This window comes from Jiangella mangrovi (assembly GCF_014204975.1).
Taxonomy (GTDB): domain Bacteria; phylum Actinomycetota; class Actinomycetes; order Jiangellales; family Jiangellaceae; genus Jiangella; species Jiangella mangrovi.
Genome location: NZ_JACHMM010000001.1, coordinates 5,472,977 through 5,497,699, shown reverse-complemented (window position 1 = coordinate 5,497,699; position 24,723 = coordinate 5,472,977). Strand labels below are relative to the sequence as shown.

Annotated in this window: 21 protein-coding genes; 18 read left to right on the top strand and 3 right to left on the bottom strand. The window is 72.8% G+C overall.

The window, feature by feature from the left end; genetic code table 11:
- Nucleotides 1–257: 257 nt before the first annotated feature.
- From HD601_RS34245 to HD601_RS25530, 6 genes are all read left to right on the top strand, one after another.
- On the top strand, nucleotides 258–1,169 hold the full coding sequence (locus HD601_RS34245; protein ID WP_184826705.1) for a sortase domain-containing protein: 912 nt from the start codon (nucleotides 258–260) through the stop codon (nucleotides 1,167–1,169).
- 32 nt (nucleotides 1,170–1,201) lie between these two features.
- The gene (pstB, locus tag HD601_RS25550) at nucleotides 1,202–2,065 is read left to right on the top strand and encodes a phosphate ABC transporter ATP-binding protein PstB (protein WP_184826703.1); all 864 of its coding nucleotides are present in this window, start codon (nucleotides 1,202–1,204) and stop codon (nucleotides 2,063–2,065) included.
- Complete coding sequence (locus HD601_RS35070; RefSeq protein ID WP_184826700.1) at nucleotides 2,062–2,853, top strand: lytic murein transglycosylase; 792 nt, start codon at nucleotides 2,062–2,064, stop codon at nucleotides 2,851–2,853. Before pstB ends, HD601_RS35070 begins: the two co-directional genes overlap by 4 nt.
- A gap of 2 nt (nucleotides 2,854–2,855) precedes the next feature.
- Nucleotides 2,856–4,787 carry a Stk1 family PASTA domain-containing Ser/Thr kinase gene (gene pknB / locus HD601_RS25540; RefSeq protein WP_184826698.1) on the top strand — a complete coding sequence of 644 codons (1,932 nt, stop codon included), beginning with the start codon at nucleotides 2,856–2,858 and terminating at the stop codon, nucleotides 4,785–4,787.
- A complete protein-coding gene (locus HD601_RS25535) occupies nucleotides 4,784–6,037 on the top strand; it encodes a hypothetical protein (RefSeq protein ID WP_184830336.1) in 1,254 nt (417 codons plus the stop codon). The genes pknB and HD601_RS25535 overlap by 4 nt, the downstream gene beginning before the upstream one ends.
- Nucleotides 6,038–6,138: 101 nt before the next feature.
- Nucleotides 6,139–7,311 (top strand): lysylphosphatidylglycerol synthase domain-containing protein, encoded by a 1,173-nt coding sequence (locus HD601_RS25530; protein WP_184826696.1) that lies wholly within the window; start codon nucleotides 6,139–6,141, stop codon nucleotides 7,309–7,311.
- Nucleotides 7,312–7,887: 576 nt separating this feature from the next.
- Here the strand turns inward: HD601_RS25530 and HD601_RS25525 are convergent.
- From HD601_RS25525 to HD601_RS25515, 3 genes are read right to left on the bottom strand one after another with little or no spacing between them, the layout of a single operon-like run.
- Nucleotides 7,888–9,093, bottom strand: coding sequence for a sensor histidine kinase (locus HD601_RS25525; protein WP_184826694.1), 1,206 nt, complete (start codon nucleotides 9,091–9,093; stop codon nucleotides 7,888–7,890).
- Nucleotides 9,090–10,391 carry a sensor histidine kinase gene (locus HD601_RS25520; RefSeq protein WP_184826692.1) on the bottom strand — a complete coding sequence of 434 codons (1,302 nt, stop codon included), beginning with the start codon at nucleotides 10,389–10,391 and terminating at the stop codon, nucleotides 9,090–9,092. The genes HD601_RS25525 and HD601_RS25520 overlap by 4 nt, the downstream gene beginning before the upstream one ends.
- A complete protein-coding gene (locus tag HD601_RS25515; RefSeq protein WP_184826691.1) occupies nucleotides 10,388–11,359 on the bottom strand; it encodes a hypothetical protein in 972 nt (323 codons plus the stop codon). The genes HD601_RS25520 and HD601_RS25515 overlap by 4 nt, the downstream gene beginning before the upstream one ends.
- 229 nt (nucleotides 11,360–11,588) lie before the next feature.
- On the opposite strand from HD601_RS25515, the gene HD601_RS35065 reads away from it, so the two are divergent.
- From HD601_RS35065 to HD601_RS25460, 12 genes are all read left to right on the top strand, one after another.
- Complete coding sequence (locus tag HD601_RS35065) at nucleotides 11,589–11,723, top strand: hypothetical protein (RefSeq protein WP_281386350.1); 135 nt, start codon at nucleotides 11,589–11,591, stop codon at nucleotides 11,721–11,723.
- Nucleotides 11,720–11,809: a K(+)-transporting ATPase subunit F gene (gene kdpF / locus HD601_RS34235; RefSeq protein WP_046768830.1), complete on the top strand. Its 90-nt coding sequence runs from the start codon at nucleotides 11,720–11,722 to the stop codon at nucleotides 11,807–11,809. Before HD601_RS35065 ends, kdpF begins: the two co-directional genes overlap by 4 nt.
- Entirely contained in the window at nucleotides 11,809–13,470 is a 1,662-nt protein-coding gene (gene kdpA, locus HD601_RS25505) for a potassium-transporting ATPase subunit KdpA (RefSeq protein ID WP_184826689.1), read from the top strand. The genes kdpF and kdpA overlap by 1 nt, the downstream gene beginning before the upstream one ends.
- A complete protein-coding gene (gene kdpB, locus HD601_RS25500; protein ID WP_184826687.1) occupies nucleotides 13,467–15,590 on the top strand; it encodes a potassium-transporting ATPase subunit KdpB in 2,124 nt (707 codons plus the stop codon). Before kdpA ends, kdpB begins: the two co-directional genes overlap by 4 nt.
- A 23-nt stretch (nucleotides 15,591–15,613) precedes the next feature.
- On the top strand, nucleotides 15,614–16,186 hold the full coding sequence (kdpC, locus tag HD601_RS25495) for a potassium-transporting ATPase subunit KdpC (protein ID WP_184826685.1): 573 nt from the start codon (nucleotides 15,614–15,616) through the stop codon (nucleotides 16,184–16,186).
- Nucleotides 16,183–18,693: a sensor histidine kinase gene (locus HD601_RS25490; protein WP_184826683.1), complete on the top strand. Its 2,511-nt coding sequence runs from the start codon at nucleotides 16,183–16,185 to the stop codon at nucleotides 18,691–18,693. Before kdpC ends, HD601_RS25490 begins: the two co-directional genes overlap by 4 nt.
- Nucleotides 18,690–19,382 (top strand): response regulator, encoded by a 693-nt coding sequence (locus tag HD601_RS36025; RefSeq protein WP_184826681.1) that lies wholly within the window; start codon nucleotides 18,690–18,692, stop codon nucleotides 19,380–19,382. Before HD601_RS25490 ends, HD601_RS36025 begins: the two co-directional genes overlap by 4 nt.
- A gap of 563 nt (nucleotides 19,383–19,945) precedes the next feature.
- Nucleotides 19,946–20,245, top strand: a complete 300-nt coding sequence (gene gatC, locus HD601_RS25480; RefSeq protein WP_184826679.1) for an Asp-tRNA(Asn)/Glu-tRNA(Gln) amidotransferase subunit GatC — start codon at nucleotides 19,946–19,948, stop codon at nucleotides 20,243–20,245.
- Nucleotides 20,242–21,768: an Asp-tRNA(Asn)/Glu-tRNA(Gln) amidotransferase subunit GatA gene (gene gatA / locus HD601_RS25475; RefSeq protein WP_184826678.1), complete on the top strand. Its 1,527-nt coding sequence runs from the start codon at nucleotides 20,242–20,244 to the stop codon at nucleotides 21,766–21,768. Before gatC ends, gatA begins: the two co-directional genes overlap by 4 nt.
- Nucleotides 21,768–21,989, top strand: a complete 222-nt coding sequence (locus HD601_RS25470) for a hypothetical protein (RefSeq protein WP_184826676.1) — start codon at nucleotides 21,768–21,770, stop codon at nucleotides 21,987–21,989. The genes gatA and HD601_RS25470 overlap by 1 nt, the downstream gene beginning before the upstream one ends.
- Entirely contained in the window at nucleotides 21,986–23,485 is a 1,500-nt protein-coding gene (gatB, locus tag HD601_RS25465) for an Asp-tRNA(Asn)/Glu-tRNA(Gln) amidotransferase subunit GatB (RefSeq protein WP_184826673.1), read from the top strand. The genes HD601_RS25470 and gatB overlap by 4 nt, the downstream gene beginning before the upstream one ends.
- Before the next feature lie 84 nt (nucleotides 23,486–23,569).
- A complete protein-coding gene (locus tag HD601_RS25460) occupies nucleotides 23,570–24,715 on the top strand; it encodes a Fic family protein (RefSeq protein WP_184826670.1) in 1,146 nt (381 codons plus the stop codon).
- Nucleotides 24,716–24,723: the final 8 nt, after the last annotated feature.

Here is a 24,723-nt window from a genome sequence, read left to right as displayed (position 1 = left end):
GACCGGGTGAGCGTCACCGAGCCCGTGTCGGGGGGAAAGGGCGTATGACGACGCTGCTGCCTCCTGGCACCACGGACAGGACCGAGCCGGCCGATCCCGGTTCGGTCCACGGTGGCGCGCCAGAGCCCGCGCGCGTGCCGCCGGTCGCCGCGCCCCCGCCCCCCTCCGTCCCCGGTGACCCGCCCGGGGACGGAAGCGGCGGTGGGCGCGGCGACACCCCGCGCGCGCCGAAGCCGAAGGGCGGGCAGCGCAGGCGCGTGACCGTGCCCTCGGCGAGCACGTACATTCCGGCGATCGCGCTGCAGATCGTGGCGGTGGTGGCGCTCGGGTTCATCGTGCAGGTGGTGCTGTTGTCGCAGCTCCAGCACGATCGCGACCAGCAGACCCTGTACGCCGACTTCAGGGCCGACCTGGCCCATGCCGTCGCCCCGGTCGGGCAGCTGGCGCCACCGGAGCCGCCGGGGGTGCCGCGGCCGGGTGAGGACGCCACCGAGGTGGAGGAGCCGGACCGCCTCATGGCGTTCGGCACGCCGGTGGCGATCCTGGAGATCCCGGCCCTCGGCCTCAGCGAGGTGGTGCTCGAGGGGACGACGTCCGACGTCATGCGGTCCGGTCCGGCTCACCGGCGCGACACGGTGCTGCCGGGGCAAGAGGGCACCAGCGTCATCATGGGGCGGCGGACCACGTACGGCGGTCCGTTCAACCGCATCCACACCCTGCGTCCGGGCGACCAGATCACCGCGGTCACCGGGCAGGGCGAGCATCTGTACGAGGTCATCGGCGTGCGGCGCGAGGGCGACCCGCTACCGGAGCCGGCCCGCGACGGCGAAGGGCGGCTCACGCTGGTGACCGCCGACGGCCGGCCGTTGCTGCCGTCGGGCGTGCTCCGTGTCGACGCCGAGCTCGTGTCGGACGCGCAGCCCGCCCCGGCGCGCTCGCTGACCACGGCCAGCCTGCCCGCCTCGGAGGACACCCTGGCCACCGACGACCAGGCGTGGTACCCGCTCGTGCTGCTCGGCCAGGCGCTGCTGCTCGCGGTGGCCGGCACCGTCTGGGTGCGGAATCGGCTCGGCCACTGGCAGGCCTGGGTGGTCGGCATCCCGGTCATCGCCGCCCTTGGGCTGACCGCCGCCGACCAGGTCGCCCGGCTGCTCCCGAACCTGCTCTAGATCCCGGCCAGACACAGCGAAAAGGACACCCGATGACCGCACCGACCGACCACACCACCGCCCTCCCCGCCGTGCAGGCGAGCCGGCCGTCGCCGAATGGGGCGCCGGCCAACGTCGCGTCGCTGGCCGGGCTGGACGCGCGGTCGATCTCGGCCTGGTTCGGCACCCACAAGGTGCTCGACCGGGTGTCGCTGTCCATGCGCGCCGGTGAGGTGACGGCGCTCATCGGCCCGTCGGGCTGCGGGAAGTCGACGTTCCTGCGGATCCTCAACCGCATGCACGAGCTGATCCCGTCGGCGTCGCTGGCGGGCGAGGTGATGCTGGACGGGCAGGACATCTACGCGCCGAACCGCCGCCTCACCGACGCGCGGCGGCAGATCGGCATGGTGTTCCAGAAGCCGAACCCGTTCCCGGCGATGTCCATCTACGACAACGTCGTGGCCGGGCTCAAGCTGACCGGGCTGCGGGCATCGAAGCGGTCCAAGGACGACCTCGTCGAGTCCTGCCTGACGAAGGCCGGCCTGTGGAAGGAGGTCCGCGACCGCCTCCGTCAGCCCGGCGGCGCGCTCTCCGGCGGCCAGCAGCAGCGTCTGTGCATCGCCCGGTCATTGGCCATCCAGCCGCGGGTGCTGCTGATGGACGAGCCCTGCTCCGCGCTCGACCCGACGTCGACCCGGCGCATCGAGGAGACCATCGCCGAGCTGGTCTCCGAGGTCACCATCGTCATCGTCACGCACAACATGCAGCAGGCGGCCCGCGTCTCGGACCGGTGCGCGTTCTTCCTCGCCTCGCACGGCACCCCCGGCGTCATCGTCGAGCACGGACCCACGTCGGTGATGTTCGAGAACCCGCAGGACGAGCGGACCAGCGACTACGTGCACGGACGGTTCGGGTGACCGGGCCGGGCCGCGGCGCGACCATCCTGTCGGCGTTCGCGATCCTCGCCGTCGTCGGGTTGCTGTTCGCCGTGGCCCGGACCTCGCCCGGCAGCAGCGACCAGCCGCTGTTCGTCGCCGCCCCGGTGACCGACGGCGTCGTCGGCGAGCCGCCGTCCGGTGCCGCGGCGGGACCGCAGGCGGACGCGGTCGCCGATGACGAGCTGGGGCCGGCGGCCTCGCTCGGCGTCTCGCCGGACTGGGCGCGCGAGGTCGGCGGCCGCATCGGGATCCCGCCGCGCGCGCTCGTCTCGTACGCCGCGGCCGCGATCCGGCTGGCGGACGAGCAGCCGTCCTGCGCGCTGGGCTGGCCGACGCTGGCCGGCATCGGCTTCGTCGAGTCACACCACGGGACGTTCGGCGGCACCCACGTCGAGCCCGACGGACGCACGGCCGAGCCGATCGTCGGCATCGCGCTGGACGGCGGCCCGGGTGTCGCGGCCATCGCCGACAGCGACGGCGGCGAGCTCGACGGCGACTCCGTCTGGGACCGCGCGGTCGGGCCCATGCAGTTCATCCCGTCGACGTGGCGGAAGTGGGGCGTCGACGGCAACGGCGACGGCGTCAGCGACGTGCACAACCTCGACGACGTCGCGCTGGCGGCCGGGCGCTACCTCTGCGCCGACGGCGGCGACCTCAGCGACGGCGCGGACTGGCAGCACGCCGTCCTCACCTACAACCGGTCCACGGAGTACGCCGCGAAGGTGCTCGAGACCGCCAACGGCTACGCGCGCGCCAGCTGGAGCTGACCATGACCACCCACGACCTCGCCATCCCGCCGCTGGTCCCGCCGGGCACCGTGCTCGGCGGCCGGTTCGAGGTGGGCGAGGTCCTGGGCAGCGGCGGGTCGGCGACGGTGTTCGCCGGCCGCGACACCCGCCTGGGCCGGCCGGTCGCCGTCAAGGTGCTGCGGCCCGACCTCGCGGCCGACGCCGGCGCGCAGGCGGCGTTCCAGGTCGAGGCGACGGCGGCGGCGATGCTGTCGCACCCCGGCATCGTGACGGTGCACGACGTCGGCGCCGATGACGTCGATGGCCGGACCATCGCATGGATCGCCATGGAGCGGGTCCGCGGCCGCACCGTCCGCTCGCTGCTGGCCAGCGGCGCGGTACCGCCGCTGGACCCCGCCGACGCGCTGGAGCTGACGGCGCACGTGCTGGCCGCGCTCGACCACGCCCACCAGCGCGGCGTCGTGCACCGCGACATCAGCCCCGGCAACGTCATGATCACCGACGACGGCGCCGTGAAGGTCCTCGACTTCGGCATCGCGGCCGTCGGTGAGCAGCGCACCGAGTCCGAGGTCGTGCATGGCAGCGTCGCCTACGTGTCGCCGGAGCAGGCGCAGGGCTTCCCCGTCGACCGCCGCAGCGACCTGTACTCCGTCGGCTGCCTGCTGTTCGCGCTGGTCACCGGCGCGCCTCCGTACGTCGCCGAAGAGGTGCGCGACGTCGCGCTGATGCACGTGACGGCGCTCGTGCCGCGGGCGTCGACGCGGCTGCCCGGTGTGTCGGCCGAGATCGACGCGCTGCTGGTGCGGCTGCTGGCCAAGCGCCCCGGCGACCGCCCGGCCACGGCGGGGGCGCTGCGCGACGAGGTGCTCCGGGTGGCCGCCGGCCTGCGCGCGGGCGCCGGGCCCGACCACAGCACGACGCAGGTCATCCCGCGGGTCTCGACGACGACGGCGTTCGCCCCGGTCCGGCGCCCGGCCGGTCCGGCGACGGTACCGGTCCCGGTGGCGCGCGAGCTGGCCGAGCGTCGGCGGCAGGAGCCGGCCCGCATCGTCCACGCCCAGCCGCTGGTCGCGCCCCGTCCGCCCGAGCCGGAGCCGCGGTCGGTGCTCTGGCCGGTGACGCTGCTGGTCATGACGGCGGCCGGGCTGGTCGCGCTGCTGCTGTGGCTGTTCGCGGGTCCGCCGCCCGAGGCGGACGCCTCGATCACCGTCCCCGACGTCGCCGGGCAGACCGCCGAAGCGGCCCGGCAGGCCCTCGACACCGCCGGCATGCGCGACGGCAGCGTCCGCACCGAGCCGCACGACACCGTGTCCGCCGGGCTGGTCGTGCGCACCGACCCGGCGGCGGGGTCGTCGGTCTCGGCCGACTCGCCGGTGCTGATCGTGGTGTCCGGCGGGCCACAGGCGCGTCCGTCGGTCACGGTGCCCCAGCTCGACGGCGCCACTCTCACCGAGGCGCGGGCGATGATCGAGCGCGCCGGCCTGGTCCTCGGCGAGCTGACGCGCGAGGACTCCGCCCGGCCCGCCGACACCGTCCTGGCCAGCGCCCCCGGCGTCGGCACCACGCTGGAGCCGGGCGCCGTCGTCGCCCTGACCCTGGCCAGCGGCAACCAGGTGGTCCCCGACGTGCTGGGCCTGGGCATCGGCGTCGCCCGGGCGCAGGTGCAGGACGCCGGGTTCACCGTCGTGGAGACGCCGGCCGAGTCCGGCGAGGCGCCGGGGACCGTGCTCGGGGTGCAGCCGGCCGCCGGGACCAGCCTCCGTCTGGGATCGACGGTGACGGTGGTGGTCGCCGTCGGGCCGTCGCCCACGGACGAGCCGCCGCCGGACGGCACGCCGTCGTCGACGTTCACGCCGGACCCGACCGACACGCCGTCGCCGACCCCGACCGGGCCCACGCTCGGCACCCCGACCGACCGGCCCACCGACCCGAGCGGAGGCGACGAGCAGTGAACCGGATCCTGGGTGGCATCCTCGCGGCCCTGACGCTGGCCGCGGCGGTCGGCTTCTACGTGTCGGCGACCGACCGGCCGGCCCTGCCCGACGTGCCCGCGGCGGCGAGCTCCGTGCTCGCGCACACCGCCGACGACGCCGTCGCGCCCGCACCGACGCCGCTGACGTCACCGCCGGGTACCCCCGTCGCGGACCCGGCGGCGCCCGACCCGGACCCGTCCGCCCCGCCGCCGGACGGTCCCGTGCCCGGCGAGCCGCAGCCCACGGCGTCGTCGCCCGGGACACCGCCGGCGCCGCCGCCCGCTTCGGACCCGGCCGCGCCCGCGCCGACCGAGCTGTACCTCACCGCGCCCGGCCTGACCGACCCCGGCGCGACCGAGGTGTTCACCGCGACCTGGATCGACAGCGCGGGCTACGGCGTCGACGGCGTCGTCCTGCTGCAGCGCGCTGAGGGCGACACCTGGGTCCCCGTCGCCGAGCTGACCACGTCCGTCGGCCGCGCGTCGACCAGTGTGACCGTCGCGGCTTCGGCGATCTACCGGCTCGTGTACCCGGGCAGCGACGCGCTCGCGCCCCAGGTGTCCGACGAGGTCGCCGTCATCGCCGAGACCCGCATGGAGTCGGCGCTCACGCTGACCGCCGCGCCGGCCCGGGTCGTGACCGGCGGCCCGGCGGTCCTGACGGTCGGCTGGCACAACACCGACGCCGTCCCGATCATCGGCGACATCGTCGTCGAGGCGCTGGCGGACGGGGCGTGGACGGCGGTCGCGACGGTGACGACCGGTTCCGACGGCGCCGCCGCCACCACCGTCACCCCGACGGTCAGCACCGCCTACCGCGCCGTGTACCCCGGCGGCACCCGCTACCTGCCGGTGACCAGCGCCGACGTGACGGTGTCGGCGGTGTCGGCGGCGACGATCCCGGTGCGGTCCTGCGCGAACCAGGCCGACGTCGACGCCCTCCCGCACGGCGTCGGCTGCCACTACACCTCCGTCGACGCCGGCGTGTTCGTCGTCGGGCACGACTTCCAGGGCAACGCCTGGTGGAACGAGCTGGCCATGGGGGCGTACGTGCAGCTCACCGGCGAGCAGGCCGGCCTCTACGAGGTGGTCGACCGCGTCATCGCCCCCGGCCGGGCGGCCGAGCTCGGCCCGGCGGAACAGTGGACCTGCGGCGACCGCTGCGACGTGATCCTGCAGACCTGCATCGACGCCAACACCGGATTCACGTGGCTCCGGCGGGTCGGCTGAGGAAATTTTTCGCGTCAACAGCCCAGGTGAGAGGGCGTTTCGACGCCAGTTGTACGCCTCTACTACAGACTCAGGTCGTTTCGGTCGGTCACCATAGGTGTGTGGCGATCGACGAGCAGACCACCACGAAGGCCCGGCGGAGTGCGTTTTTCGGCAGCACTCGCCGGGTCGTCGGTCTGCTGGCAGTCATCGCCGGCCTCGTCGCCGTCGGGCTGGTCGTCGTGCCCGCGGCGCTGCCGAACCTGGCGACGGCGATGCGCAGCAACCCCACCGTGCCGTTCATCGTGGCGCTGTTCTGGGTGCTCGCGACGATCGCGGCCATCACCGGCAAGCGGGCCATCTGCACCGGCTACCTCTCGTGGACCGAGACGGCGACCGCTCACGTCGGCGGCACCGTCGCCAACCGCATCGTGCCGGCGGGGGTCGGCGCGGCCGGCGTCTTCGCGGCGGCCCTGCACCGCGGCGGCGCCTCCAACACGGCTGCCGCCGGGGTCATCGCGCTGTGGGCCGTGGCCGGCGGACTCGCCCACGCGGGCGGACTGCTGCTGGGGGTCGCCTGGCTGCGCGAGGGCTGGAGCGGCCTGCTGACAGTGCTCGCGGTGGCCGCGGTGATCGTCGTCGCGGTGAAGCTGCTGGCCGGCTGGCTGTCCCGTCGTCGCGCGGCCCGTTCGGTTGGGGGACTGGCGCGGTTCGGTGCTCACCCGGCGGTCCGGACGGCTCCGGTTGCTTCGTCGCTGCCCGCCGTGGTGGCGCCGCCGTCGAAGTGGCGCCGGCTGGTGCTGACGTCGCGCGACGTACTCGCCTCGGTCCGCGCCCGGCCGGTCCTGGCGCTCGCCGCCTTGACCGCCCAGCTGGCTGCCGCCACCTGCCTCGCGACCGGCTTCGCCCTCGCCGCCGTCGGCTTCGGCGTCCCCATCAGCATCGGCGTGGCCATGGCGGCCTACCTCGCCGGCACCGCCCTGTCGGCCGCCACCCCCACCCCCGCCGGCATCGGCTCGGCCGAGACCGCCCTCATCGGGACCCTGATGCTGGCCGGCGCCAGCCTCGGCGAAGCCCTCCCGACGGTGTTCCTCTTCCGCGCCGTCATCCTCATCGCCCCGGTCGCCGCTGCGGCGCTGATGGCGGCGGCCTGGGTGTGCGTCCGGCTGCTGGCCGCGGCTCGGGCTCGTCGGCGTACGGCGCGTATGCCGCACCCGCATCTGCCGGCGCTGCCCGCCCTGCCCGTGGTGTTGGCCATCGAGCCGGCGGCCGCGCCGGACGCTGCCGCGCCCTGAGGTGGGGTTCCCCCCGTCCCCCTGCTGCCCAGTGTCTTAGCCGCGTGCACCCGCCTCAAGCGGACCGATGGCGCTTCGCGCGGGGGGACCGCTTGACCCGGGTCCCCGCGGCCAACAACCTGGCAGCTATCAGGGGGACGGGGGGAGTCTGGCGACGGGTGGGTGGTGGCTCGCTGGCTCGGTCGCCATTGAGGTCGGCCCTTTTGACGGCGTCGGGAGGGACTTTTCCTCGCTATAGCGGGGAGAACTCCCTCCTGACGGGCGTCGTGGGCGGGTTACTGCTGCTCTGGCGGTAGTAACCCGCCCTCGACGGCTCGTGGCCGTCCACGTGGTGGGATCTCGGGCGTTTTCTGGGCCGCCCACCAGGCTTGCCCGAGCCTCGACACGCCTGCAATCGTGTTGAGGCTCGGGTAAGCCCGGTGATGTAGCGGATCCTTGATGATCATCGGTGTCCACAGCCTCGCGCACCGCAAGATGACGGCGAGGCGTGCCCAGGGTCTCCCCGTCCCCCTGATAGCTGCCAAGAGACTGGGCAGCAGGGGGACGGGTCGCCCACCTCGAACCCCCGGCAGAACCTCAGTCCACCAGCGGCAACGAAGCGGACACCGTCGTCCCGGCTCCGGGGGGCGAGGCGACATCCAACCGGCCGTCGACACCGGCCAACCGGTCAGCCAGGCCGGCCAAGCCGTGGCCCTTGCCGAGGTGAGCCCCACCCCGGCCGTCGTCCGTCACCTGGACGTGCAGGACGTCCTCGACCCGCAGCACGGACACCGCGCACGACGATGCGTCGGAGTGCTTGGCCACGTTCGTCAGCGACTCCGTCACCACGAAGTATGCCGCGTTCTCGACCGCCGCCGGCAGCCGCTCGCCGTCGAGCAGGTCGACGTCCAGGGTCGTCGGGACGGGGCAGCGCGCCGTCGCCGCAGCCAACGCGGCCGGCAGCCCACGGTCCGTCAAGATGGGAGGTGCGATGCCGCGCGACACCGCGCGCAGCTCGGCCAGGGCCTCCTTGGTCTGCAGCACGGCCTCCTCGACCAGGGGCCGGGCGGCCTGCGGGTCGTCGTCGAAGCGGCGCTGGGCGGACTCGAGGTCCATCGTGAGCCGAACCAGACGCTGCTGCGGGCCGTCGTGGATGTCGCGCTCGACGCGGCGGAGCATCTCGGCCTCGGCGGCGACGACGGACTGGCGGCTGCGGCTCAGCTCCTCGGTGCGGGCGCGCAGGGCGGCGGTCTCGTTGGTCAGCAGCCCCCACGCCAGCGACGACTCCAGGGCGGCGACCCCGCGCAGGATGTGCGCCATGGCCAGCGGCAGTCCGCGGAACCCGCCGCCGCCGGCGATGGCCCAGGACAGCAGGATCAGCGGCGACAGCCCGATCGCGAAACCGAGCCAGATGATCGTCACCGACCAGGTGAACACCCGGACCGGGAGGATCAGCACGTTGTACAGCCAGTCGCGCCAGGTCTGCCGGTCGCGCAGGATCTCGAGCACGCGCGACAGTCCTCGCTCGCGGGGCGGCTGGTAGTACACCGGCCCCACGGAGCGCCGTTCCATGAGGCCGACCCGGCCCCGCTCGACCCGGGCGAACCAGCGGCCGGTGAGCAGCGTCGCGGCCAGGATGATCAGCCCGACGAACGCCAGCACGATCAGCCCGACGCCCAGGAAGAACCCGGTGATCATCAGCGCGAAGGAGAACACCGCAATGGGCATGCCCGGCACGAGATAGCCGAGGTCGCGGCCGATCTGGCGCCAGGTCACCCGCGGCCGGGTCGCCTCGTCGCTCATCGCGCGGTGCTCGCGGCCGGGATGGGCAGTTCGGCGGTGACGACGGTGCCACCGGCGGGCGGGCTGGCCACGTCGAGCCGCCCGTCGACACCGGCGAGCCGGTCGGCCAGGCCGGCCAGCCCGTGGCCCTTGCCCAGGTGCGCGCCGCCGCGGCCGTCGTCGGCGACCTGGACGTGCAGGACGTCGCCGACCCGCACCACGGACACCGCGCAGGACGACGCGTCGGAGTGCTTGGCCACGTTGGTCAGCGACTCGGTGACGACGAAGTAGGCGGCGTTCTCGATGGCCGACGGCAGCCGCTCGGCCAGGTCCGCACCCACGTCCAGCGTGGTCGGCACCGGGCAGCGGGCCGTCGCCGCCGCCAGCGCTGCCGGCAGCCCGCGGTCGGTGAGGATGGGCGGGGCGATGCCGCGGGAGACGGCGCGCAGCTCGGCCAGCGCCTCCTTGGTCTGCGTGACGGCGCCCTCGAGCAGCGGCCGGGCCGCGCTCGGGTCGTCGTCGAAGCGGCGCTGCGCCGACTCGAGGTCCATGCTGAGCCGGACGAGGCGCTGCTGCGGCCCGTCGTGGATGTCGCGCTCGACCCGGCGCAGGGTGTCGGCCTCGGCCTGCACGACGGCCTGCCGGCTGCGGCTGAGCTCGTCGGCCCGCGCCCGCAGAGCGGCGTTCTCGTTCGTCAGCATGCCCCAGACCAGCGACGACTCCGTCACCGCCATCGCCCGCAGCACGTAGGGGAGCGTGGCGAGGAGGACGACGCCGAAGGCGGTGTTGAGGAGGACGTCGGGGAGCCGGCCCTCGCCGAGGCCGATCAGCTCGGCCAGGGTCTGGTTCTCGGCTTCGTCGCCGCGCGGCAGGGCCCACTCCCACAGGGCGTACGTGACGCCGCCGAACGCGCCCGCCGTCCACGCGATGGTCATGGACCAGGTGAAGCAGCGGATCGGCAGGATGAGGATGCCGAAGCCCCACTCGCGCCAGGCGAGCGGGTCGCGCAGGTAGCTGAAGAGCCGGCCCAGGCCCTTGCCGGAGGCCGGACGGTGGTAGGCGGGACCGACGGGGCGGTCTTCCATGACGGCGACACGCGCACGCTCGGCGACGGCGAACCCGCGGGCGATGCCCAGCATGGCGATCCACACGACGAGGCCGAGGAACGCGAGGACGAACAGCCCGGCGCCGAGGGAGAACCCGGTCACCATGATCGTGAACGAGGCGATGGCGATGGGCAGTCCGGGCAGCAGGTACGCGAGGTCGCGGGGGACCTGCCGCCAGCCGGCGCTCGGCCGGTCGGTGATCTGCGTGTTCATGCCTCCAGCCTTCCGTGTGATTGCAGGGTAGACGAGCCGGTCAGCCCGTGAGTGCGAGGTAGGGCTGTCCCCACCCGGCCGATGAGGCGGACCGCCGCGACGAGCGCGACGGCCGCGCTGAGCAGCCACCACGGCAGGTCCGAACGCCACTGCGGCCCGAACCCGGCCGGGGGCGTGTACCCGGCCACTCTGACGGTGACGACGGCGACCAGCGCGACCGCGGGGAGGTGCCACAGGTAGACGGTGGCCAGCCGCGGCGCGAGCCAGGCCAGACCGCCGGCGACGGGGGCGCCGGCGGTCCAGCGGTCGATGAGCGGCCGGGCCGCCAGCGCCAGCCCGAGCTGCGCGGCGACGAACCCGAGCAGGACGGGGGCCGACGGCGTCGGCTGCGGTCCCGCGGGGCCGGGCCCCAGCGCCGCCAGCACGAGGCCGCAGGCTGCCACCGTCGCGCCGGCCGCCGCCACCGCCAGCCCGTGCACCGGCCGCAACCGGTCCACCGTGCCGGCCCGGACGAGCAGCCCGCTCTGGTACGCCGCGAGCCAGCAGGCCGCCACCGTCGCGACCCACCACCCGGCCGCGTCGAACAGGACCGCAGCTGCCGCCGTCGCCACCAGTTCCGCTCCGCGCCAGCGCAGGTGCAGCCGCAGCAGGGTGCCCCGGGCCAGCTCGCCCAGCAGCAGCGCGACCGGCAGCCACAGCAGCCGGGCCGCGCCGTCGATCAGCGGGACCGCGACGACGGCGAACGGCAGCGCCGGCCGGGCCAGCGCCGCCACCCCGCCCACCCCCGCGATGCCGGCCGCGAGCAGGGCGAGCGGCGCCGCGAGCACGACCGCCGCAGCCGGCGCCGTCGTCACCCGGCCGGTCCCCGGATCGGTCACCGGCAGCACCCAGTGCAGGGCGACGACGAGCGCCACCGCGGCCAGGCCGAGCACCGTGGCGAACCGGGCCGGTGGGGCGGTGGAGGGCACGCTCCCAGCCTGTCCGCCGCGGGCCGCCGGCACAGCCAGGCCCGCTCCACCATCGGGGGTGGGGCTGTCCCCACCCCCGGTCCGCGAGCCGGCCGCGCTAACGGGGTGTCAAGACGGCCGCCCGAAGCTGCTAAGAGGGCGTTAACCAGGCCATGACCAGGCCTTTCAGGTGGTTGTCTACCTACGCTGGCCCCGATAGGCGGGGCCTGGGCTTCCCTCAGGGGTGTTCATGCAAGACGTCGCCTACATCGCCCTCACGGTGGTCTTCTTCATCGCGATGGCGCTCCTCGCGGCGGGCGCGGACCGGCTCGGACGGCGCTACGGCTCTGACGCCGACGCCACTCACGCGGAGGCCGAACGGTGACCGCTGAGAACGTCGTCGGCCTGATCGTGGCCGTGCTGCTCGTCGGCTATCTGCTGGCCGCCCTGCTCTTCCCGGAGCGCTTCTGATGAGTGCCACCGCAGCGGGCCTGCTGCAGATCCTCCTTCTCCTCGTCCTGCTGGCTGTCGTGTGGAAGCCCCTGGGCGACTACATGGCGCGCGTGTTCACCTCGACGAGGCACCTCGCCGCCGAGCGCGCCTTCTACCGCGTCGCCCGGGTCGACCCGGAGGCCGACCAGCGCTGGAGCACCTACCTGCTCTCGGTGCTCGGCTTCTCCGCGGCGTCGGTCCTGTTCCTCTACGCGATGCTGCGGCTGCAGGACCGGCTGCCGATGTCGCTCGGCTTCACGGGCCTGACGCCGGACCTGGCGTTCAACACCGCGACCTCGTTCACCACGAACACGAACTGGCAGTCCTACGCCGGTGAGTCGACGCTGGGGCACACCGCGCAGATGGCCGGCCTCGCCGTCCAGAACTTCGTCTCCGCGGCCGTCGGCCTGACCATCGCCATCGCGCTGATCCGCGGCCTGACCCGTAGGGGCACCGACCGGCTGGGCAACTTCTGGGTCGACCTCACCCGAGCGGTCATCCGCATCCTGCTGCCGATCGCGTTCGTGTTCGCGCTCGTGCTGGTCGCGGGTGGCGTGATCCAGAACTTCTCCTCGCCCGAGGAGATCAGCACGCTGAGCGGCGCCACGCAGTCGATCGTCGGCGGCCCGGTGGCCTCGCAGGAGGTCATCAAGGAACTGGGCACCAACGGCGGCGGCTTCTTCAACGCCAACTCGTCGCACCCGTTCGAGAACCCGAACGCGTTCACCAACCTGATCGAGATCTTCCTGCTGCTGGTGATCCCGGTCTCGCTCACCCGCACCTACGGGGTCCTGGTGAAGGACAAGCGGCAGGGCTACGCGGTTCTCGCCGCCATGGCCGTGCTGTGGGGCGGCGCGCTGGTCGCCGTCACCGCCGCCGAAGTCAACCACCCCGGCACCGTGCCGCAGGCGGTCGGCGCATCCGTCGAGGGCAAGGAGGTCCGGTTCGACGTCTGGGCGTCCGCGCTGTTCGCGAACTCGACGACGGGGACGTCCACCGGCGCCGTCAACTCGATGCACGCCAGCTACACCGGCGCCGGCGGCGGCATGGTCATGCTCAACATGATGCTGGGCGAGGTCTCGCCCGGCGGCGTGGGCACCGGCCTCTACGGCATGGTCGTCCTGGCCATCCTCGCCGTCTTCCTGGCCGGCCTGATGGTCGGGCGCACGCCGGAGTACCTGGGCAAGAAGATCGGCCGGTACGAGATCACGCTCGTCGCGCTGAACATCCTCGCGATGCCGTTCGCGCTGCTCATCGGCGCGGCCATCGCGGCGTCGTTCGACTCCACCCGTGCCTCGCTGCTGAGCGACGGACCGCAGGGCCTGTCCGAGATCCTGTACGCGTTCGCGTCGGGCGCCAACAACAACGGCAGCGCCTTCGCGGGGCTGTCGGCCAACGTGCCGTACTACAACACCGCCCTCGGGCTGGCCATGCTCATCGGCCGGTTCGTCCCGATCGTGCTGGTGCTCGCGCTGGCCGGCTCGCTGGCCCGCCAGACGCCGACCCCGGTCACGGCCGGCACCCTGCCGACGCACCGGCCGCTGTTCGTCGGGCTGCACTCCGCGACGGTGGTCATCGTCGCCGGGCTGACGTTCTTCCCGGCGCTCGCGCTCGCTCCCATCGCGGTGGCGCTGACATGAGCGGGCTCAGATCCGAACCATCGGAAAGGAAAGAGACAGTGACGTTCGTCCAGGCCCCGGCCCCCGAGGCCGCCGCGCCCCGGGTCGGCGCCGGCCTGTTCGACCCCAGACTGCTGGTGTCGTCGCTGCCGGACGCGGTGCGCAAGCTCGACCCGCGGCGCATGGTGAAGTCGCCGGTCATGTTCGTGGTCGAGATCGGCGCGGCCTTCACGACCGTGCTGGCGATCACCGACCCGAGCACGTTCTCGTGGTGGATCACCGTCTGGCTGTGGATCACCGTGATCTTCGCCAACCTGGCCGAGGCCGTCGCCGAGGGGCGCGGCCGGGCCCAGGCCGCCACGCTGCGGGCGACGAAGCAGGAGACCCCGGCACGGCGCCTCACGGACGGCGTCGGCTCGCGCGAGGAGGTCGTCAGCAGTTCCGACCTTCGCCTCGGTGACTTCGTGGTCGTCGAGGCGGGCGAGGTCATCCCCGGCGATGGCGACGTCGTCGAGGGCGTGGCCAGCGTCGACGAGTCCGCCATCACGGGCGAGTCGGCGCCGGTCATCCGGGAGTCCGGCGGTGACCGCAGCGCCGTCACCGGCGGCACCAAGGTGCTGTCCGACCGCATCGTCGTGAAGATCACCGCGAAGCCGGGCGAGAGCTTCGTCGACCGGATGATCGCGATGGTCGAGGGGGCGGCGCGGCAGAAGACGCCGAACGAGATCGCGCTGAACATCCTGCTGGCGAGCCTGACGATCATCTTCCTGCTCGCCGTGGTGACGCTGCAGCCGTTCGCCGGGTACTCGGGCGAGCTGCAGTCGATGGTGGTGCTGGTGGCCCTGCTGGTCTGCCTCATCCCCACGACCATCGGCGCCCTGCTGTCGGCCATCGGCATCGCCGGCATGGACCGGCTGGTACAGCGCAACGTGCTGGCGATGTCCGGGCGCGCCGTCGAGGCCGCCGGCGACGTCAACGTGCTGCTGCTGGACAAAACCGGCACCATCACCTTCGGCAACCGGCAGGCCGTCGAGCTGCTGCCCGTCAGCGGTGTCGAGGAGCCGGCGCTCGCCGACGCCGCCCAGCTGGCCAGCCTGGCCGACCAGACGCCCGAGGGCCGCTCCGTCGTCGTCCTGGCCAAGCAGAAGTACGGGCTGCGCGAACGGCACACCGGCGAGCTGCCGGGCGCGACGTTCGTCGAGTTCACCGCGCAGACCCGGATGTCCGGCGTCGACCTCGCCGACGGTCACCAGGTGCGCAAGGGGGCGGCGGGCGCCGTCCTGGCCTGGGTTCGCGACCACGGCGGCCGGCCCGACATCGCGGTCGACGACGTGGTCGACGGCGTCGCCGCGGCCGGCGGGACCCCGCTGGTCGTCGCCGAGCTGCGCTCCGGTGAGGCCCGGATCCTGGGCGTCATCCACCTGGCCGACGTGGTCAAGACCGGCATGCGCGAGCGGTTCGACGAGCTGCGCGCCATGGGCATCCGCACCGTCATGGTCACCGGCGACAACCCCGTCACCGCGAAGGCCATCGCCGACCAGGCCGGCGTCGACGACTTCCTCGCCGAGGCCAAGCCCGAGGACAAGATGGCGCTGATCCGGCGCGAGCAGGCCGGCGGCCGGCTCGTCGCGATGACCGGCGACGGCACCAACGACGCGCCCGCGCTGGCCCAGGCCGACGTCGGCGTGGCGATGAACACGGGCACGTCGGCGGCCAAGGAAGCCGGCAACATGGTCGACCTCGACTCCGACCCGACGAAGCTCATCGAGATCGTCGAGATCGGCAAGCAACTGCTGATCACCCGGGGCGCGCTGACCACGTTCTCGATCGCCAACGACGTCGCGAAGTACTTCGCGATCATCCCGGCGATGTTCGCCGCGGTGTACCCGCAGTTGGATGCGTTGAACATCATGCGGCTGTCGACGCCGGAGTCGGCGATCCTGTCGGCCGTCATCTTCAACGCCCTGATCATCGTGGCGCTCATCCCCCTGGCGCTGCGCGGCGTGCGGTACCGGCCGCTGTCCGCGGCGTCCATGCTCGGGCGCAACGCGCTGATCTATGGGCTGGGCGGCATCATCGTGCCGTTCATCGGCATCAAACTCGTCGACCTGATCATTTCGGCGATTCCTGGAATCGGGTGAGTTCGTTGAATCTGGTTGGACTGATGCGGCAGAGCTGGGCGGGGCTGCGTGTCCTGCTGCTGTTCACCGTCATCCTGGGCATCGCCTATCCGCTGGCCGTCACCGGCGTCTCGCAGGTGGCGTTCGGCGATCAGGCCGACGGCTCGCTGGTGTCGCGCGACGGCGAGGTCGTCGGGTCGTCCCTGATCGGGCAGACCTTCGAGGGCGACGAGTGGTTCCACTCGCGGCCCTCGGCGGCCGGCGACGGGTACGACCCGCTCGCCAGCTCAGGGTCGAACCTCGGCCCGGAGAGCGCCGACCTGCTGGCGACGGTGGAGGAGCGGCGGGCCGCGGTGGCGTCCGAGAACGGGGTGGATCCGGCCGATGTGCCGCCGGACGCGATCACCGCGTCGGGCAGCGGCCTGGACCCGCACATCTCCCCGGCGTACGCCGAGATCCAGGTCGAGCGCGTGGCCGAGGCCCGCGGACTCTCGGCTGACGCCGTCGCCGAGCTGGTGTCGGAGCACACGCAGGGCCGGATCCTCGGGATCCTGGGCGGGGAGCGGGTCGACGTGCTCGAGCTCAACCTCGCGCTGGAGGACCTGGACGCGTCATGACGCGAGGACGTCTACGCGTCTACCTTGGTGCCGCGCCGGGTGTCGGCAAGACCTTCGACATGCTGTCCGAGGGCCACCGCCGGCGCTCGCGCGGCACCGACGTCGTGGCCGGGCTGGTCGAGACGCACGGCCGGCCGCACACCGAGGAGCTGCTCGAGGGCATCGAGGTCGTCCCGCGGCGTCCGGTCGTGTACCGCGGGACCGAGTTCCAGGAAATGGACCTCGAGGCGATCCTGCACCGGCGGCCCGAGGTGGCGCTGATCGACGAGCTGGCGCACACCAACGTGCCCGGCTCGCGCAACGCCAAGAGATGGCAGGACGTCGACGACCTGCTCGCCGCCGGCATCGACGTCATCACGACCGTCAACATCCAGCACCTGGAGTCGCTGAACGACGTCGTCGCCTCGATCACCGGCGTCACCCAGCGCGAGACCATCCCCGACGAGGTCGTCCGGCGGGCCGACCAGATCGAGCTGGTCGACATGTCGCCCGAGGCGCTGCGGCGGCGGCTCGCGCACGGCAACGTATACGCCGCGGAGAAGGTCGACGCCGCGCTGGCGCACTACTTCCGCGTCGGCAACCTGACGGCGCTGCGCGAGCTGGCGCTGCTCTGGCTGGCCGACCGGGTCGACGACGCGCTGGAGAAGTACCGCGTCGACGAGGGCATCGAGGCGCCCTGGCACACCCGCGAGCGGGTGGTCGTGGCGCTGACCGGCGGGCCCGAGGGCGAGACGCTGCTGCGCCGGGCCGCGCGGATCGTGGGGCGTGGGGCGGGGGGTGAGCTGCTTGCCGTCCACGTCTCCAGGAGCGACGGGCTGACGGGGGCGCCTCCGGGGGCGCTGGAGCGACAGCGGGCGCTGACCGAGACGCTCGGCGGCGAGTTCCACCAGGTCGTCGGCGAGGACGTCGCCGAGGCGATCCTCGAGTTCGCCCGGGGCGTCAACGCCGCGCTCATCGTCGTCGGTGTGAGCCGCCGTCCGCGCTGGCAGCTGTCGCTGCGCGAGGGCGTCGGCGCGCGCGTCGTCCGCGAGTCCGGGCCGATCGACGTCCACGTCGTCACCCACGAGCGGGCCGGTCAGGGCACGCTGCCGCAGCGGTCGGAGGTGCTGAGCCGGAACCGGCGCGTGCTGGCGTGGGTGTGCGCCGTGCTCGGGGCGGTCGTGCTGACCGGGGTGCTCGTGTGGCTGCGCGAGATCCACGAGCTGCCCATCGACATCATGATGTTCATGGCGCTGACGGTGGGCGTCGCGCTGCTCGGTGGGCTGTGGCCGGCCGTGACGGCGGCGGTCTTCGGCAGCCTGCTACTCAACTGGTTCCTCACGCCGCCGTACTACGAGTGGACCATCGCCGACCCGCAGAACGCGTTCGCGCTGGTGGTGTTCGTGCTGGTCGCGGTCGGGGTGGCGTCGGTGGTCGACCTGGCCGCGCGGCGGACGCTGCAGGCTTCCCGGGCCGGGGCTGAAGCCGAGACGCTGAGCGCGCTGGCCGGGTCGGTGCTGCGCGGCGAGAACACCGTCCTGGCGATCCTGGAGCGGCTGCGCGAGCGGTTCGGGATGGAGTCGGTGACGCTGCTGGAACGGCACGACACGCATGAGCTGTGGACGACGGTGGAGTGCGCGGGCGGGCGGCCGTGCGCCTCGCCGGAGGAGGGGTCGTCGGAGGTGATGATCTCGGAGCACCTGGCGCTGGCGCTGCGCGGGCCGGTGCTCGAGGCCGGTGACCGGCGGGTGCTCGAGGCGTTCGCCGCGCAGGCCACCGTCGTGCTGGAGCGGGAACGGCTGCGCTCGCAGGCGGCCGAGGCCAGGCGGCTGGAGGAGGGCGACGCGATCCGGACGGCGCTGCTGGCGGCGGTCTCGCACGACCTGCGCACCCCGCTGGCCACCATCAAGGCCGGGGTGACCAGCCTGCGCCAGGACGAGGTGTCCTTCGACGCGGCGGACCAGGCCGAACTGCTGGCGACGGTGGGGTCGGCGACCGACTCGCTGGAGCGGCTGATCGACAACCTGCTCGACCTGTCGCGGCTCGAGACCGACACCGTCCGGCCGGTGCTGCGGCCGGCGGCGTTGGACGAGGTGGTGCCGCGCGCTGTCGGTGGGGTGCCCGTCGGGTCCGTCGTGCTGGACGTGCCGGAGACGCTGCCGCTGCTCACGACCGACGCCGGCCTGCTGGAGCGGGCACTGGCCAACGTGGTCGAGAACGCCGTCCGCTACTCGCCCGACGGGGTGGCGGTGACGGTGTCCGCTGCGGTCGTGCGGTCCGACGTCGAGATCCGGGTGGTCGACCGTGGGCCCGGCGTGAAGGAGGCCGAGAAAGGGTCGATGTTCCGCCCGTTCCAGCGCCTGGGCGACGGCTCCTCCGGCGTGGGCGGGTCCGTCGGGCTGGGGCTGGCGGTGGCACGCGGCTTCGTGGAGGCGCTAGGTGGTTCCCTGACGGCGGACGACACTCCCGGCGGCGGACTGACGATGGTGCTGCGGCTGCCCTTGGGCTCGTCGGTCGGTGCGTCGTGAGCGGGCCGCGCGTCCTCGTCGTCGATGACGTCCCCGCACTGACCCGGGCGCTGGCGATCAACCTCCGTGCCCGCGGCTGGGACGTCGTCACCGCCGCCGACGGACGGGGCGCGCTGACGGCGGCGGCGGAACGCCACCCCGACGTCGTCGTCCTCGACCTCGGCCTGCCCGACATCAGCGGCCTCGAGGTGATCGCCGGGCTGCGCGGCTGGACCACCGTGCCGATCATCGTGCTGTCGGCGCGACAGGACTCGTCGGACAAGGTCCGCGCGCTCGACGCCGGCGCCGACGACTACGTCACCAAGCCGTTCGACATGGACGAGCTGCTCGCGCGGCTGCGGGCGGCCTGGCGGCGCTCGCTCCCTGGTGCCTCTGGCGAAGGCGAGCCGGTGGTGGTGGCCGGCGAGCTGCAGATCGACCTGGCGCGCAAGAAGGTGTCGCGGTCGGGCGCGGACGTGCGGCTGACACCGACGGAGTGGCACCTGCTCGAGGTGCTCGTCCGCAACGCCGGCCGCCTGGTGTCGCGCCAACAGCTGCTGCAGGAGGTCTGGGGGCCGGCCTACTCGCGCGAGACCGGATACCTGCGGGTGTACGCGGCGCAGCTGCGGCGCAAGCTCGAACCCGACCCCGCCCACCCCGTCCACCTCATCACCGAGCCGAGCATGGGCTACCGCTTCGAGGTCGGCTGATTCCTACGGTGCGTGGGGTTGGGACGGGGGGAGTCTGGCGACGGGTGCGGGGTGGCGACTTCAATTGCGTGGTTGTGGCCGGTGAACTCGCCCTCGAGGCCCGCGCCATCCCACGATGTGGGATTTCGGGGGCGTTTTCTGGGCCGCCCACCATGATTACCCGAGCCTCAATACGCCTGCAATCGTGTTGGGGCTCGGGTAATCGTGGTGATGTAGCGGATCGTTGATGATCATCGCTGTCCACGGCCCACCAAAGCGGGGCGAAACGGGCACGCGAAGGGGCGAGGCGTGCCCAGGGTCTCCCCGTCCCCCTGATAGCTGCCAGAGTTCTTGGTCGCGGGTGCACGGGTCAAGCCGAAGCCCCCCAACCACAGCAGCGACGTAACCACAGCGGGCGCCGGCTTGAGGCGTGCGCCCGCGGCTAAGACACTGGGCAGCAGGGGGACGGGGAGCCCACCTCATCACCCCGGCGAACCCGGCCGTGAAGATGATCGGCGGGTGGTGAGCGAGCACCGTCCTCGTCGCCATAGGATCGGACCCGTTCCCCGACCATGGAGTTCGCCATGCCCTCGATCAGTCGCGAGGAGGTCGCGCACCTGGCGCGCCTCGCTCGCCTCGACCTCGCCCCCGACGAGCTGGAGCACCTTGCCGGCCAGCTCGACCAGATTCTCGGTGCGGTCGCGCAGGTCACCGAGGTCGCGGCCGACGACATCCCGCCGACGTCGCATGCGCTGCCGCTGACCAACGTGTTCCGCGAGGACGAGCCGCGCGTCTGCCTGCCGGCCGAGGCGGTCCTGGCCGCCGCGCCCGCCGCCGAGGACGGCCGCTTCCGGGTGCCGCAGATCCTGGGGGAGGAGGCATGAGCGGCCTCACCCGCAAGACCGCCGCCGACCTCGCGTCCGCCATCGCACAAGGTGAGGTCAGCGCCGTCGAGGTCGCCCAGGCGCATCTCGACCGCATCGCCGCGGTCGACGGCACGGCCGAGGCGGGCGTGCATGCGTTCCTGCACGTCGACGCCGAGAGCGCGCTGGCCGCTGCCGCCGTCGTCGACCAGAAGCGTGCCAACGGCGAGGAGCTCGGCCCGCTCGCCGGCGTCCCGCTGGCGCTCAAGGACGTCATCACCACGGCCGACATGCCGACGACGGCCGGGTCGAAGATCCTCGAGGGCTGGCGGCCGCCGTACGACGCCACCATCACCACGCGGCTGCGCGAGGCCGGCATCGTCGTCCTCGGCAAGACGAACCTCGACGAGTTCGCCATGGGGTCGTCGACGGAGAACTCGGCGTTCGGCACCACGCGCAACCCGTGGAACCTCACCCGCATCCCGGGCGGCTCGGGCGGCGGCAGCGCCGCGGCGTTGGCCGCGTTCGAGGCGCCGCTGGCCATCGGCACCGACACCGGCGGCTCGATCCGCCAGCCGGCCGCCGTCACCGGCACCGTCGGCGTCAAGCCCACGTACGGCGGAGTGAGCCGCTACGGCCTCATCGCCTGCGCGTCCAGCCTCGACCAGGCCGGACCGTGCGCGCGGACGGTGCTCGACGCCGCCCTGCTGCACACCGTCATCGCCGGTCACGACCCGCTCGACTCCACCAGCATCGCCCAGCCGGTGCCCGACGTCGTCGGCGCGGCGAAGCGCGGGGCCGAGGGCGACCTCACCGGCCTGCGTGTCGGCGTGGTCAAGGAGCTCGGCGGCGAGGGCTACCAGGCCGGCGTCGAGGCCCGCTTCAACGACGCCGTCGCCCTGCTCTCGAAGCTGGGCGCCGAGGTCGTCGAGGTGTCCTGCCCGCACTTCCAGTACGGCCTCGCGGCCTACTACCTCATCCTGCCCAGCGAGGTGTCCTCGAACCTGGCCCGGTTCGACGCCATGCGCTACGGCCTGCGCGTCGGCGACGACGGCACCCGCAGCGCCGAAGAGGTCATGAGCCTGACCCGCGGCGCCGGCTTCGGGGCCGAGGCCAAGCGGCGCATCATGCTCGGCACGTACGCGCTGTCGTCGGGCTACTACGACGCCTACTACGGCCAGGCGCAGAAGGTCCGCACGCTCATCGCCCGCGACTTCGAGGCCGCGTTCGCGCAGGTCGACGTGCTGGTCTCGCCGACGACGCCCACCACGGCGTTCCCCATCGGCGAGAAGGTCGACGACCCGCTGGCCATGTACATGAACGACCTGTGCACCATTCCCAGCAACCTCGCCGGCAACGCGTCGGCGTCTTTCCCGGTCGGGCTGGCCGACGAGGACGGGCTCCCCGTGGGCCTGCACGTCATGGCGCCGGTGCTGGCCGACGACCGCCTGTACCTGGTGGGGGCGGCGGTCGAGAGCGCATACGCAGCGCAATGGGGGGGAACGTTGCTGGAACAGGCACCCGCGTTGGAGGGGATCGGCTGATGAACGTCAAGTACCTGGCCAAGTTCGGGGGATCGGCGATGGGCGCGGTGGGCGCCGCACGCAGCCTGACGAAGGCGCGCCGCGAGGGCGACAAGCTCCGCATGGTCGACGCGGTCCTCAGCATCCTGTCCGTGGCCATCACCATCGCGATCATCGTTCGCGAGATCCGCGAGGCCCAGGACGACAACAAGCCGCTGGTCGAGCTGAAGGACGACGAATGACGGTGACCACCGCGCTGCCCTCGTTCGACGAGGCCATCGCGACGTACGAGCCCGTCATGGGTATGGAGGTGCACGTCGAGCTCGGCACCGCCACGAAGATGTTCTGCGGCTGCTCGACGGCGTTCGGTGCGGAGCCGAACTCGCAGACCTGCCCGACCTGCCTCGGCCTGCCCGGTTCGCTGCCGGTGGTCAACAAGATCGCCGTCGAGTCGGCCATCCGCATCGGCCTGGCGCTGAACTGCAGCATCGCCGAGTGGTGCCGGTTCGCCCGGAAGAACTACTTCTACCCGGACATGCCGAAGAACTTCCAGACGTCGCAGTACGACGAGCCCATCGCGTACGACGGGTACATGGACGTCACCGTCGACGGTGTCGAGTACCGCATCGGCATCGAGCGGGCGCACATGGAAGAGGACACCGGCAAGTCGCTGCACGTCGGCGGCGCGACCGGCCGCATCCACGGCGCGTCGCACTCGCTGCTCGACTACAACCGCTCCGGCATCCCGCTGATCGAGATCGTCACCATGCCCATCGAGGTGCCGGCCGAGGTGGCGCCGGCCGTCGCGCGGGCCTACGTCACCGAGCTGCGCGAGCTGATCCGGGCGCTCGGCGTGTCCGAGGCGCGCATGGAGCTGGGCCAGATGCGCTGCGACGCCAACGTGTCGCTGCGGCTGCCCGGCGACCCGTTCGGCACGCGGACCGAGACGAAGAACGTCAACTCGCTGCGGTCGGTCGAGCGCGCGGTCACGTACGAGATCCGCCGTCAGGCCGCGGTCATCTCGTCGGGCGGCGCGATCATCCAAGAGACCCGGCACTGGCACGAGGACACCGGCGAGACCACCTCCGGGCGCGTCAAGGAAGAGGCCGAGGACTACCGGTACTTCCCGGAGCCCGACCTCGTCCCCGTCGCCCCGTCCCGCGAGTGGGTCGACGAACTGAGGGCCACGCTGCCCGAGCCGCCGTCGGTGCGACGGGCTCGGCTGCAGGAGGCGTGGGGCTTCACCGACCTCGAGATGCGCGACGTCGTCAACGCCGGCGCGCTGTCGCTGGTCTTCGACACCGTCGCCGAGGGCGCCTCGGCCGGCGGCGCGAAGAAGTGGTGGCTGGGCGAGGTCGCCCGGGTCGCCAACGAGCGCGGCGTTTCTCTCGAGGACGCCGGTATCAGTGCTGCTGAGGTGGCGCGGGTCGAGGAGCTGATCGCTGCCGGGTCGCTCAACGACAAGCTGGCCCGCCAGGTCGTCGAGGGCGTGCTGGCCGGCGAGGGTACGCCCGACGAGGTGGTCGAGGCGCGCGGGCTGGTGCTCGTGAACGACGACGCCGCCCTCGGTGCCGCCGTCGACGACGCCATCGCCGCCCAGCCCGACGTCGCCGAGAAGATCCGCGGCGGCAACCTCGGCGCGGTGGGCGCGCTCATCGGCGCGATCATGAAGGCGACCAAGGGCCAGGCCGACGCCAAGCGGGCGCGCGAGCTCATCCTCGAGCGGCTGCAGGGCTGACTCGGGGGCGATGTCCTGATGTCTCTATCATTGAGACACCGTGCTACGGTGGTGTCTCAATGATAAGGACATCGGGACATCGTCATGATCTTTCGCGCGCCGGAACTGAGCACTCAGGACCTCGCCGTCCTGGCGGCGATCCACGCGTCGCGTAGTCGACTCGCCGATGTGCTGCGGACGCCTCGGCGCTGGCAGGGCGGCCTGCGCCGGACCATGCTCGCCCGCGCCATCCGTGGTTCGAACAGCATCGAGGGCTACAACGTCGAGATCGACGACGCCGCGGCGGCTCTGGACGACGAAGAGCCGCTGAGCGCCAGCCAAGAGACGTTCGCAGAGATCCGGGGCTACCGGCGGGCCCTGGGCTACGTCCTGCAGATGGCCGCCGACCCGTACTTCGTCCTGGACCTGTCGGCGATCCGGAGCATGCACTTCATGATGCTGTCGCATGCGCTCTCGAAGAGCCCGGGCCAGTATCGTTCCGGCCCGATCTACGTCCACGACGATCACGACGACCGGATCGTCTACGAGGGCCCGGACGCGCGGCGCGTGCCCGACCTGGTGGACGAACTCGTCGACGGACTGCGTGAGAGCGACGGAACGGACCCGATCGTGCGGGCGGCAGTGGCCCACCTGAACCTGGTCATGATCCATCCCTTCCGGGACGGCAACGGACGGATGGCCCGAGCCCTGCAGACCTTGGTGCTGGCTCGCGAGCAGATCGTGGAGCCGCCGTTCTCCAGCGTCGAGGAGTGGCTCGGTGAGAACACCGAGGACTACTACCGGGCTCTGGCCTCGACCGGCCATGGCGCTTGGCACCCCGAACGGGACACCTCGATGTGGGTGCGATTCATGCTGCGCGCGCACCACATGCAGGCACAGACGGCCGAGCGACGGCTGCACGAAGCCGCCGCGATCTGGGAGATGCTCGACCAGATCGTCGAGATGGACGAGCTGCCCGAGCGGGTCACCGAGCCGCTGTACGAGGCGGTCCTGGGCTATCGACTCCGGCGCTCCACCTATCTCAAGCAGGCCGGCCTGGAAGAGCGCACCGCGACCCGTGACCTCAGCCGGCTCGTCGAGGTGGGACTGCTCGAGACGCGCGGGGCGACCCGAGGGCGCTACTACGTCGCGGCAGGACGGCTGCACGTGGTCCGGGCGGCCGCACGAGCGTCGCGCGAGCCGCTCGAGGATCCCTATCCGGAGCTCCGGGCCGAGTGGGCCGCGAGGTGACGGCGTCG